Source organism: Bacillus sp. URHA0034 (assembly GCF_056280405.1).
Genome location: NZ_JBWCDK010000002.1, coordinates 1619448 through 1632392, shown reverse-complemented (window position 1 = coordinate 1632392; position 12945 = coordinate 1619448). Strand labels below are relative to the sequence as shown.

General features: G+C 37.0%; 11 protein-coding genes. 10 read left to right on the top strand and 1 reads right to left on the bottom strand.

All coding sequences use genetic code 11. The features are described from left to right. Positions 1-76 precede the first annotated feature (76 nt). The 5 genes from ACZ9EE_RS09770 (at position 77) to ACZ9EE_RS09750 (ending at position 5863) form a co-directional block, all read left to right on the top strand. Positions 77-1762, top strand: a complete 1686-nt coding sequence (locus ACZ9EE_RS09770) for a peptide ABC transporter substrate-binding protein (protein ID WP_476026577.1) — start codon at positions 77-79, stop codon at positions 1760-1762. A gap of 113 nt (positions 1763-1875) precedes the next feature. Further along, complete coding sequence (gene opp3b, locus ACZ9EE_RS09765) at positions 1876-2808, top strand: oligopeptide ABC transporter permease (protein WP_476026575.1); 933 nt, start codon at positions 1876-1878, stop codon at positions 2806-2808. Continuing rightward, complete coding sequence (gene opp3C / locus ACZ9EE_RS09760; RefSeq protein ID WP_476026573.1) at positions 2805-3833, top strand: oligopeptide ABC transporter permease; 1029 nt, start codon at positions 2805-2807, stop codon at positions 3831-3833. The genes opp3b and opp3C overlap by 4 nt, the downstream gene beginning before the upstream one ends. Before the next feature lie 17 nt (positions 3834-3850). Next, the gene (locus tag ACZ9EE_RS09755) at positions 3851-4921 is read left to right on the top strand and encodes an ABC transporter ATP-binding protein (RefSeq protein ID WP_476026571.1); all 1071 of its coding nucleotides are present in this window, start codon (positions 3851-3853) and stop codon (positions 4919-4921) included. After that, a complete protein-coding gene (locus tag ACZ9EE_RS09750) occupies positions 4922-5863 on the top strand; it encodes an ABC transporter ATP-binding protein (RefSeq protein ID WP_476026569.1) in 942 nt (313 codons plus the stop codon). It abuts the gene before it with no gap. Positions 5864-5908: 45 nt separating this feature from the next. On the opposite strand, the gene ACZ9EE_RS09745 is transcribed toward ACZ9EE_RS09750, so the two are convergent. Continuing rightward, entirely contained in the window at positions 5909-6097 is a 189-nt protein-coding gene (locus ACZ9EE_RS09745) for a hypothetical protein (RefSeq protein ID WP_476026567.1), read from the bottom strand. A gap of 559 nt (positions 6098-6656) precedes the next feature. Between ACZ9EE_RS09745 and spxA the strand changes: the two genes are divergently transcribed. The 5 genes from spxA to pepF all read left to right on the top strand — a co-directional run bounded on the left by spxA (position 6657) and on the right by pepF (position 12860). Continuing rightward, positions 6657-7052: a transcriptional regulator SpxA gene (gene spxA, locus ACZ9EE_RS09740; RefSeq protein ID WP_476026565.1), complete on the top strand. Its 396-nt coding sequence runs from the start codon at positions 6657-6659 to the stop codon at positions 7050-7052. A 275-nt stretch (positions 7053-7327) separates the two neighbouring features. Continuing rightward, entirely contained in the window at positions 7328-7999 is a 672-nt protein-coding gene (mecA, locus tag ACZ9EE_RS09735; RefSeq protein ID WP_476032915.1) for an adaptor protein MecA, read from the top strand. Positions 8000-8126: 127 nt separating this feature from the next. Then, positions 8127-9587: a cardiolipin synthase gene (gene cls / locus ACZ9EE_RS09730; protein WP_476026563.1), complete on the top strand. Its 1461-nt coding sequence runs from the start codon at positions 8127-8129 to the stop codon at positions 9585-9587. A 106-nt stretch (positions 9588-9693) separates the two neighbouring features. Then, the gene (locus tag ACZ9EE_RS09725) at positions 9694-10890 is read left to right on the top strand and encodes a competence protein CoiA (RefSeq protein ID WP_476026561.1); all 1197 of its coding nucleotides are present in this window, start codon (positions 9694-9696) and stop codon (positions 10888-10890) included. A gap of 143 nt (positions 10891-11033) precedes the next feature. Then, positions 11034-12860 carry an oligoendopeptidase F gene (pepF, locus tag ACZ9EE_RS09720; RefSeq protein ID WP_476026559.1) on the top strand — a complete coding sequence of 609 codons (1827 nt, stop codon included), beginning with the start codon at positions 11034-11036 and terminating at the stop codon, positions 12858-12860. The last annotated feature ends 85 nt before the right edge of the window (positions 12861-12945 follow it).

The following is a 12945-nucleotide window of genomic DNA, read 5'->3' as shown; positions in this document are numbered from 1 at the left end:
ATGTACAATTTGTTGAAAATATGTATAATAGGGAATGTAGTAATTTTTCAGAATAATAGAAAAGGGAGGTCTACTAGTGAAGAAATCAAAACTTTCACTACTTTTAGTACTATCACTAGTACTTAGCATGTTTTTAGCTGCGTGTTCAGGCGGTGGTAAGAAAGACACAAGCTCGTCTGATGGCAAAAGCACTGGTAAAACAGAACAATTAGCAGATAAACAAGAACTTAATGTTTTGGAATCTGCTGAAATTCCTTCAATGGACAGTGTAATGTCTCAAGACACATTAAGCTTTACAACGCTTAATGCTACAAACGAAGGTCTATATCGTTTGAATCCAGATCAAAAAGTTATTCCTGGTGTTGCTGATGGCATGCCAACTTATAATGATGACAAAACAGTTATCACAATCAAATTGAAAAAAGATGTAAAATGGTCAAATGGTGACCCTGTTACTGCAAATGATTTCGTATTTGCATGGAGACGTGCAATCGACCCTAAAGTAGCTGCTCCATACGGTGCATACTTTATGGAAGGTAAAATCAAAAATGCATCTGAAATCGTAGCTGGAAAAGCTAAGCTAGAAGATTTAGGTATTAAAGCATTAGATGATAATACAGTAGAAATCACTCTAGTAAGAGCTCTTCCATACATCGAATCATACTTAACATTCCCATTATTCTACCCTCAAAACGAAAAGTATGTTACAGCACAAGGCACTAATTATGCTAAAGATGCTGCTCACATTCTTTACAATGGTCCTTTCAAAATGACTAAGTGGGACGGTCCAACAGGACAAGAATGGGTATTAGAAAAGAATGCAGACTATTGGGATGCAAAAGACGTTACTCTTAAAAAGATCAACTTCAACGTTTCAAAAGATCCACAAGCTTCTGCAAACGCATATACTGCTGGCGAAGCGGATATTACACCTAAACTAGCTCAAGCTGCTATCCTATCACAATTTGAAGGAGCAGATGATCTACTTCGTTACCAAGAACCATCTATCTGGTGGTTAAAGATGAACGAAAAGAACCCAGCATTGAAAAATGTTAACATCCGTAAAGCTATCGCACTTTCTGTTGATAAAAAAGCTTTAGTTGATGATGTATTAGCAAACGGTTCAATCTCGGCTGACTTCCTAGTTCCAAAAGGTTTCGCTTTCTTAGATGGTAAAGATTTCCGTGATACTGCTGGAACTTACCTAAAGTCTGATAAAGAAAAAGCGGCAGAACTTTGGAAAAAAGGACTTGCTGAAACTGGTCTAAAAGAAGTAAACTTCACTTATGTTGGTCAAGACACTGAAACTTCAAAAGTTACTGATGCTTTCATCAAAGACCAATTAGAAAAGAACTTACCAGGATTAAAGATTACCATTGAGGCTGTACCATTCAAAATCCGTATCGCGCGTGAAGATGCTGAAGATTATGATTTATTAATGGGTGGTTGGGGACCAGACTATGCTGACCCAATGACATATATGGATCTATGGGTTACTGGCGGAGGCCAAAATCATATGAGCTATAGCAACCCAGAATTTGATAAATTAATCAAAGCAGCTAACGAAGACCTAGTTGCTAAGCCACAAGACCGCTGGAAAGCACTTCAAGATGCTGAGAAAATCTTGTTAGAGGACGATGCTGCAATTGCACCACTTTACCAACGTTCTGTTAACATCTTGATCAATCCAAAAGTTAAAGGCTTTGCACACCATGCATTTGGTCCTGACTATAGTTACCAGTGGATTAAAATCACAAAATAGTAACTATAACTAATCAAATATTAAGAGAGTATATTTAATCAATATACTCTCTTTTTACCTGTATGAGAATTGTCGTAATATGTCGAAAATTTAATTAATTAGGAGGTGTAGGCATGGTCAAATATATATTAAAACGCGTTGGCTATATGATTATTACACTTTTTATCGTAACATCGCTTACCTTTTTCCTCATGAAGCTAATTCCTGGTAGCCCTTTTAATAACTTCGAAAAGCTTAATGAAGTTCAGCGTAATATCTTGCTGGATAAATATGGCTTGAACGACCCCGTGCCTGTTCAATATTTCAACTATATGGTGAACTTGGTAAAAGGGGATTTAGGAGTGTCCTTCCAATTTGATAATACCCCTGTCACAGAACTTATTGCAAATCGTCTTGGACCTTCTGCTCAATTAGGTTTTCAAGCTATGCTTGTAGGTTCCATTTTAGGTATCCTATTAGGAGTGCTGGCTGCTCTAAAACAAAACACATGGATTGACTATGGTTCTACTTTTATCGCTGTAGTAGGTAAGTCTATTCCATCCTTTATTTTTGCTGGTTTATTGCAATACTATGTTTCGGTTAAATTAGGCTGGCTGCCAGTAATGTTATGGAAAGGACCGGAGTATACGATCCTTCCAACCATCGCACTTGCCATGTTCCCAATCTCAATCGCAGCCCGTTTTATGCGTACGGAAATGGTGGAGGTTTTAGGATCAGATTATATCACTTTGGCGAGAGCTAAAGGGGCAAGCCGCTGGCAAATAAGCTTTAAGCATGCCTTGAGAAATGCTTTAATTCCTGTTGTAACTGTCTTGGGACCATTGGCAGTTAGCTTGATGACCGGGTCACTGGTAATTGAGCAAATTTTTGGTATTCCAGGAATTGGTGAGCAGTTCGTTAAATCGATTAATATGAATGATTACCCCGTAATTATGGGAACTAACATTTTATTTGCTATACTATTTATCGTCGTGATCTTAATTGTTGATATTCTATATGGAATCATCGACCCACGTATTCGTGTATCGGGGGGGAAAACTAAATGAGCAACAAAGACATAACAATTTCAAAGGATATGTTTGCTCCTGCCCATATTGATCCATCAAAAAGTGAAAAAATTGCAAAACCAAGTTTAAATTTCTGGCAGGATTCTTGGCTAAGGGTCCGGAAAAATAAAGGTGCAGTAGTCAGCATGGTGATCCTGGTAATTATGATTATCATGGCCTTCGTTGGCCCGATGATTACGCCTTATGCCTATGACACGCAAAACACTAAACATAATAATTTGCCACCGCGTATACAAGGATTAGAAAATGTTCATTGGCTTCCATTTGACGGTACCTTAACTAGAAGAGATGGCACTGAATATAACGCCTATGAAGTACGTAAAATAGATGCCTATTATTGGTTTGGCACCGATGGCTTAGGCCGTGACCAATTTGCACGTGTTTGGAAAGGTACACAAGTATCATTATTTATCGCCTTCATGGCTGCGTTAATTGATATGGCTATTGGGGTCGCCTATGGAGCCATATCCGGTTATTTGGGCGGTCGTACAGATAGTGTAATGCAGAGGATCATCGAGGTTATAGTTGGTATTCCGAACCTTATTGTGGTTGTTTTGATGATTCTCGTGTTAAAACCCGGAATTGTCCCAATTATTATCGCTTTAACCATTACGGGATGGACAAGTATGGCTCGTGTGGTACGTGCGCAAGTATTAAAATTTAAAGGCCAAGAATTTGTTTTGGCAGCTAAAACGTTAGGTGCTTCAAATTCGTCTATTATTTTTAAACATATGATTCCAAATATGTTTGGTGTCATTATTATTAATACGATGTTTTCCATCCCGAATGCTATTTTCTTTGAAGCATTTTTAAGTTTTATTGGGCTTGGATTACAAGAACCTCATGCATCTTTAGGAACATTAGTCAATGCAGGATTTAAATCAATGATCGCTTTTCCATATCAAATGATTATTCCGTCCATTATGATTGCGTTAATCATGGTATGCTTCAACCTTGTTGCAGACGGATTACGTGATGCATTGGATCCCAAAATGCGTGATTAGAAGGCAGGTGGATGTAAATGGAGAAAATTTTAGAGATAAAGGATTTAAATATATCGTTTCATACCTTTTCGGGTGAAGTTAAAGCGATTCGTGGTGTGAGTTTTGATTTATATAATGGGGAAACTTTAGCCATTGTTGGTGAGTCCGGTTCAGGAAAATCGGTCACAACAAAATCAATCATGCGTTTACTTCCTGAACATAATTCAGAAATTAAAGGCGGACAGATTCTTTTTGAAGGCAAAGATTTAACAAAATTAAAAGATAAAGAAATGCAAAAGATCCGCGGGAAAGATATTTCTATGATTTTCCAGGATCCAATGACTTCCTTAAATCCAACCATGAAGATTGGTAACCAGATTATGGAGCCGCTTATTAAGCACCAAAATATGAGCAGGCATGCTGCAAGAGAAAGAGCGGTCGATCTATTAAAGCTTGTTGGTATTCCAAAACCGGAAATTCGTGTAGATCAATATCCGCATCAATTCTCAGGTGGTATGAGACAAAGGGTTGTAATTGCAATTGCATTGGCTTGTAATCCTAAAGTTCTTATTGCGGACGAACCTACAACCGCACTTGATGTGACCATTCAAGCTCAGATTTTAGAATTAATGAAGGATTTACAGAAGAAGATTGATACGTCTATTATCTTTATTACCCATGACTTAGGCGTGGTTGCAAATGTGGCCGATCGAGTTGCGGTAATGTATGGTGGAAAAATCGTTGAAATTGGCACGGCGGATGAAATTTTCTATAATCCGCAGCATCCTTATACTTGGGGACTAATTAGTTCAATGCCGGATATGGATACAGAAGATGAAGAATTATTCTCTATCCCTGGAACACCACCGGATTTATTGGATCCTCCTAAAGGTGATGCATTCGCACCACGGAACCCTTATGTAATGAAAATTGACTTGGAGCAAGAGCCTCCATTCTTTAAAGTATCCGATACTCATTATGCTGCAACATGGTTATTACACCCGGATGCGCCTAAGGTGGAGCCCCCTGAAGCAGTTAAGAGGCGTCAAAATCAGTATGTAGGCACAGCAGGTACAGGCAAATTCCCTGGTTCAAAGGAGGGGAAATAAATGGCACAGAGAGAGAAACTGCTTGAAATAAAAAACTTACAGCAATATTTTAATCCAGGTAAGCCAAATGAAGTAAGAGCTGTTGATAATGTCAGCTTCGATATCTTTAAAGGCGAGGTAATGGGACTTGTAGGTGAATCGGGCTGTGGTAAATCCACTACAGGTAGAACCATCATTCGTTTGTACGACGCTACAGGTGGAGAAGTTTTATATGATGGTGTTAATGTTCATGGCAAAAAGTCCAAGAAGCAATTAAAAGAATTTAATCGTAAGATGCAAATGATTTTTCAGGACCCTTATGCTTCTTTAAACCCGAGGTTGAAGATTGCCGATGTTATTGCTGAGGGCATTGATATTCATGGATTGGCAAAAACCAAGGAAGAACGAATGAATCGTGTTTATGATCTACTCGAGACAGTTGGTTTGAATAGAGAGCACGCCAACCGCTATCCACATGAATTTAGCGGCGGTCAGCGCCAGCGTATTGGTATTGCTCGTGCTCTTGCAGTTGAGCCCGAATTCATTATTGCGGATGAACCGATTTCTGCATTGGACGTTTCCATTCAGGCACAGGTAGTTAACTTAATGAAAAAGCTTCAGAAAGAAAAAGGGTTAACCTATCTGTTCATTGCGCATGATTTATCAATGGTTAAATATATTAGTGACCGGATTGGTGTAATGTATTTTGGTAAAATGGTCGAGCTTGCACCTGCAGATGAGCTTTATAAAAATCCACTTCACCCTTATACACAGTCACTATTATCAGCTATTCCTGCTCCAGATCCTATTAGTGAGCGAACAAGAAAACGCAGATCCTACGATCCGGCATCCCACAATTATGCTGACAATGAAGCAATTGAATTTAGAGAAGTAACTCCTGGTCACTTTGTTCTTTGTTCAGAAAAAGAATTCAAACAATATCAAGCAAGTTCTAAAAAATAAAAAAAAACGATCTCGATATTTATTGAGATCGTTTTTTTATCTAGGTTATTGTTTTTTGCCGCCAACCATTTTCCAGCCATTTCGATATTTGGCACTTTCATCTGTAAATTCAGTTCGACGTTTACCACCGAATATTTTTTCCCCAATACCGTTGGTTATTACACCCATTAAAGCCGTAATCCCAATAATTAATATTGCAACAAGCATCAAATCTTTTATGTAATCACCCAACATGAATCCCTCCATAATTGCTAATATAAAAAATTGCTAGTAATGAAAAATTACTTCACATATTTATTGTAAAAGAACTTGTAATTTATTGAAAGTAAAATCTTAAGAAAATCATTTAAGAATGAATGCGTTTTCATTTGGATTCAATTAATTGAGAAAAAGGTTAAGAATAAATTAAGAAAAGATTTATAAAATTAAGCCAGTAAAAGGCCTGTTTAATTATATATATACGTTACCAAAAAAGTGATGATGCTAATTACGAACAATGTATTGTTGAAAGTACTATTTATTCTTATTTGCAAGTATTATAATTAAAATTTATGAAACTTTTTAGTTTATTAATCGTCTAATATCATATAGCTTAAGAAAATAATAAGTTTTTTCTGTCGATATAATTTTTTTAAAAGGGATACCTTTTTTTGATGCAGTGGTGTATAATTTATGATAGAAATTACTTATTTATAATTATTTTAATTACGAAAAGGGTTTCTTCCACAATAAAATGGGTACATGACTATATAAGATTACAATTATGTAAATTAAAGAGGAGTGTGAAGAACGGATGGTAACACTATACACTTCACCAAGTTGTACATCATGTAGAAAAGCAAAATCATGGTTAGAAGAGCATGACATTCCATACACTGAAAGAAATATCTTCTCAGAGCCTTTATCCATGGAGGAGATTAAAGAAATTTTACGAATGACTGAGGATGGTACTGATGAAATCATCTCAACCAGATCGAAAACATTCCAAAAATTAGATGTAAACTTAGACACCATGCCATTGCAGGATTTATTTAAATTAATTAAAGAAAATCCAGGCTTATTGCGACGACCAATTATAATTGATGAAAAACGTTTGCAAGTTGGTTACAATGAAGATGAAATTAGACGTTTCTTACCTAGAAGGGTTAGAACCTTTCAATTACGTGAAGCACAAAAAATGGTTAACTAATTAATGAGACCTTCCTTAAGGAGGTCTTTTTTGTCTATAACCAATAAATTTGTATATTATCGCTCATTTTGCTATTATAAAAGGAATATCCTATATTAATCGTTAGGCAAACTCCTGGTTTTAAAGATTTTTTTGTTTTTTATTTCCCATATCAGAACTTTTATCATAAAATGAAAGCACAAGATTATTTCCTTTTTTAGATGTAAATCATAATAGTATCATCTGCTTGGGGGTATTTAGTCCCTTCAATATGGAAACGGAAGGGAGAGGTTATGATGGAGATTGAACGAATCGATGAATATACTGTGAAGTTCTACATTTCCTACGGTGATATTGAGGAGAGAGGCTTTGATCGCGAAGAAATCTGGTACAATCGGGAACGCAGTGAGGAACTCTTTTGGGAAATGATGGATGAAGTTCATGGCGAAGAAGATTTTGTCGTTGAAGGCCCACTTTGGATCCAAGTCCAAGCGCTTGATAAAGGGTTAGAGGTTCTTGTTACTAAGGCCCAGCTTTCTAAAGACGGACAAAAGTTTGAGCTTCCTATCCCTAATGATAAAATAAAGGACATTCCCGTTGATGACAAAATTGAAGAGATCTTGGATCAGCATTTTAGTCCCCATCATTCCGATGAAGATGGCTTAATGCTTGAGGAAGAATCTTTGGAATTTCTCCTTGCCTTTAAGGATTTTGAGGATATTATTAGCCTATCGAATCGGGAAGGTCTAGATAATTTAGATACGAAGCTTTATCACTTTGAAGGAAAATATTATTTATATACAGAATTTCCGGAGGATTTATATGAAGAGGATGAAATTGATGATATTCTAAGTATTTTACTGGAATATGGTTATGAAACACAACTTACAATTCATCGGATTCAAGAATACGGAAAAGAGATTATGGCGAAAGATGTTTTCGCGGAAGTACGTAAATATTTCAGCTAATAATTATACCGATTTCACATTTGAAATCGGTCTTTTTATCATTATGTATAATTGAAAATTTTGGCAGGTGAGTACCCTGAAAAACACTGTGAGGGTGGTCTTATTTTTAGCAGTTTTGTCCGGACTATTGTTTTTATTTAAAGATCAGCTGGAAAGCGGCATCTTCGGATTTTTGAGTGTATTAATTACACTGTCTGTTATTTTTATCGGATTTGTCATTTTCTTTGAGAATCGTCACCCAACACAAACCATTACCTGGTTAGTGGTTTTAGGGAGCTTTCCGCTTATTGGCTTTATTTTTTATTTATTATTTGGGCGGAACTATCGGAAGGAAAAGATGTTCAGAAAGAAATATTTCCTTGATAAACAAGCGTTCCTGACAGTTGAGGGAGAGGATGATCCAAGAGCCCAGGAGAAGCTGAATTTGATGGGGCAGCATCAAGGAAAATTATTTAAGCTGGCCCAGAAACTAGGGAATAGTCCTATCTCCTTTGATACAGCCACAAAAGTTTTAACTAATGGAGAAGAAACTTTTCAACATATTATTGAACAACTAAAAAGGGCACGGCATCATATTCACCTAGAATATTATATCGTTCGTCATGATCTGATTGGTCAAGAAATAAAAGAAATATTAATTCAAAAGGCAAGAGAAGGGGTAAAGATTCGTTTTCTTTTTGATGCAGTCGGGTCATGGCAGCTTTCTAAGAGTTACATAAATGATTTGAGAAAAGCAGGTATTGAAGCTGTTTCTTTTGGGCCGGTAAAATTGCCTTTTTTAAATAATAAATTTAACTTTCGTAATCACCGAAAGATCATTGTCATTGATGGGACCATTGGCTTTGTCGGCGGCTTGAACATTGGAGATGAATATTTAGGCAGAAACAAAGAAATCGGCTTTTGGCGCGATACCCATTTAATGCTTAAGGGTGAAGCAGTGCGAACACTCCAATTAATCTTTTTACAAGACTGGTATTATATGACCAATCACAGTTTTTTAACGGCGGAATATCTTTCACCTCAAACAGATAATCAACGTCATGGCGGAGTACAGCTTATTGCAGGCGGACCTGATAATGAATGGAGTGTCATTAAAAACATCTTTTTCTCCATGATTGCATCTGCTGAAAAGTCTGTTTGGATTGCATCCCCTTATTTTATTCCAGATGAAGATATATTCTCAGCTATCAAAGTGGCAGCTTTGAGCGGTGTTGATGTGAGACTCCTTGTTCCCAACCGGCCAGATAAACGAATCGTTTTTCATGCATCAAGATCTTATTTCCCAGAACTGCTTGAAGCAGGTGTAAAGGTTTACGAATATCAACGCGGGTTTATGCACAGTAAAATTGTTATTGTCGATAACGAGCTCGCTTCGATTGGAACCTCCAATATGGATATGAGAAGCTTTCACTTGAATTTTGAAGTTAATGCGTTTTTGTTTCGTACAAATAGTACAGAAGAGCTCGTTGAAGAATATATCAATGATTTGAAGTTTGCACGACAGCTCGAATTGGAAACCTTTCAGCAAAGGCATATTGGATTTAGAATTTTAGAATCAACAGCTAGACTATTATCACCACTACTTTAAGTGGCGAAATGTTGAAACTCGTCGAAAAATCGACGAGTTTTTTTATAGTTAAAAGGAATATACAGGAGGATAGTCGAATTGATAGAGAGAAAAGGAGGGGAACGATTTGTTAACTGCATTAACCAAAACAGGTAAAAAGATTTGCTTAGGGTTTGATTATAGGAAAGAAACATTAATGTCATTACGAAATAAGGAAGAATTCATTTGTCCGATTTGCAGGGAAACGGTTTTGTTAAAACTGGGAGATCAAAGAATCTTTCATTTTGCCCATAAACAAGGCAGCCAATGCCGTGAATTTTTTGAAAATGAAACATATGAACATTTAGAAGGGAAGCGGCAGCTTTTCCAATGGCTGGTTAAACAAAATATACCATCCATATTAGAAGATTATGACCGAAATATCCAACAACGTCCTGATATAATGTTCAAATATAAAGGACAAAGGTTTGCACTAGAATATCAATGTTCATCATTACCTGATAAAATTTTTAGGAAAAGAACTAGCACATATTTAAAGAATGGTTACACACCGTTCTGGGTCCTATCAAGCTGCCATATTCATCAGAAACGTAAGGATCTTATCTCAATGTCAAACTTCCAATATTCTTTTATAAGAACTGCATCATCCGGGAGTCTGTATATACCCGCCTATTCCCCCGAACATCAACACTTTCAAATAGTGAAGTCGATTACTCCCATTTCCATTAAAAACTCTTTCGCACATGTATCATCACTACCAATTCAAACCGTCGAACTAGATTCTGTCCTTGAGCCCCATCATGATCATCCCCCTTCCCAAGAAAGCTGGAATAGAGAAATGGAAAGATATATCTTCAACTGGGCGCTTCATCCTAACTCAGAGAGCAGGCCATTTCTGCAGGAGGTCTATAACCAGGGGTTAAATCTTTTTCTGCTCCCCCCTGAAATTGGTCTGCCAGTTGCCCATTCTATCCTTATTCAAACACCTCCGTTTATTTGGCAAATCTATTTGTTTGTTGATGTTTTAACCAACAAATATCCCCATGATCTCATCTCGCTAAAGGAAATTAATGCTTCCTTTCAAAAGAGAGTCTATAAAAAACAGCTTATCATTCGCAACCACCCCCAACTAATAAATGTAAATCCATTCTCGGCAATGATTGAATATCTAGAGCTTCTTGCGAAATTAAACTATCTAAAAAGGAAGGACGACACAATATTTGAAGTACAAAAGAAGATCTTAATTCCGCATTCAAATCGCGAAAGAGATGAAGCTAAACGGGCTTTCTTAGTTCAATATGGAAAAATGCTAGCGAGATCCTAGACGTAGGAAATTAATACTAATATTCACCATCTGGGCATAATATAGTAGGAGGGCATTTTAATTGGTTTTAAAGGAAAAAAAGCAAAAAAGGAGAATAAGTTAATAGTAAGTTTTTCCAAGTAAAATGAATGGAGGATAAATTAATGGTAAATGAAACAAAAGTAAAACAGCTGCCAGCAAGAAGTGAAATTCCTGTTGAGGATACATGGAAATTAGAAGATATCTTTGCGAGTGATCAAGATTGGGAAAAAGAGTATCAAGAAATTAAGAATCAAATTTCTCAGATTAAGCAATACGAAGGAAAATTAGGAGAAAGTGCTGAAACGCTCTATCAAGCATTGCAGTTTCAAGACAAATTGTTAGAACGGATCGGCAAGCTGTATACATATTCACATATGCGCTACGACCAAGATACAACAAACTCCTTTTACCAAGGCTTAGATGATAGGATGAAAAATCTCTATTCTCAAGCCGCAAGTCAGCTGGCATTTATTGTCCCGGAGATTCTATCAATTGATGAGGGAAAGGTAAATGATTTCTTAAATGAACAGCCTGAATTAAAATTATACGAACATGCACTGGAAGAAATCAATTTACAAAGACCGCATGTGCTAAGTGCAGAACAGGAAGCGTTATTGGCTGAGGCAAGTGAAATAATGGATGCCTCTAGTAATACATTTGGGATGTTGAACAATGCGGACATAGAATTCCCGACGATTCAAGATGAAAACGGAGAAGAGGTTGAAGTAACGCATGGGCGATATAGCCGCTTCCTAGAAAGTGCAGATCAGCGTGTTAGACGTGACGCTTTTCAAGCGGTTTATAAGACTTATGGAGCTTTCAAAAATACCTTTGCAAGTACTCTTAGCGGGAATGTAAAAAAGGATAATTTTAATGCGAGAGTCCGGAAATATGATTCCGCAAGACATGCCGCATTATCAGCGAATAACATACCTGAGAGTGTTTACGATAACCTGGTGGATACCGTAACGGAGAATCTTCACTTGTTGCATCGCTATGTTAAGCTACGGAAGAAGGTACTGGGGCTTGAGGAGCTTCATATGTATGATTTGTATACACCGCTAGTGAAGGATGTAAAAATGGAAATCAAGTATGAGGATGCAAAGGATTTAGTCATCAAGGGTCTTGCACCATTAGGGGAAGAATATTCAACCATCCTAAAAGAAGGATTCGAAAACCGGTGGGTGGATGTCCATGAAAACAAAGGCAAACGCAGTGGTGCCTATTCATCAGGGGCATACGGCACCCATCCATATATCTTGATGAACTGGCAGGATAATGTAAATAATTTATTTACACTTGCCCATGAATTTGGCCACTCTGTGCATAGTTACTATACACGTAAAAATCAGCCGTATGCATATGGGAATTACTCAATATTTGTGGCTGAGGTAGCTTCAACTTGTAATGAGGCACTGCTTAATGATTATTTATTAAAAACCATTGATGACGAACAAAAAAGGATTTATTTATTGAATCACTATTTAGAGGGCTTTAGGGGAACCGTGTTCCGTCAGACTATGTTCGCTGAATTTGAGCATTTAATTCATCAAAAGGCACAAAATAATGAGGCATTGACGGCCGATTCTTTAACTGAAGCTTATTATGCATTAAATAAGAAGTATTACGGAGAAGAGGATATCTTTATCGATGAAGAAATCGGTTTGGAATGGGCAAGAATTCCGCATTTTTATTACAATTATTATGTCTATCAATATGCAACTGGATTTAGTGCCGCCACCGCATTAAGCAAACAGATTCTAGAAGAAGGCGAACCGGCTGTGAAGCGGTATATTGAAGAATTCCTTAGTGCAGGAAGCTCTGACTATCCAATTGAAGTCCTTAAAAAAGCAGGAGTGGATATGACTAGTGCGGCCCCAATTAAAGATGCATGTAAGGTATTTGAAGAAAAATTAAATGAATTAGAAAAACTATTAGCACAAGAATAGCGGAGGCGCACGCCCGCGGAAAGCGAGCGTCTGGAGTGGAAATCAACAGCCAAATTTAACAGAGCCTTAAATTAAAAAGGGATGG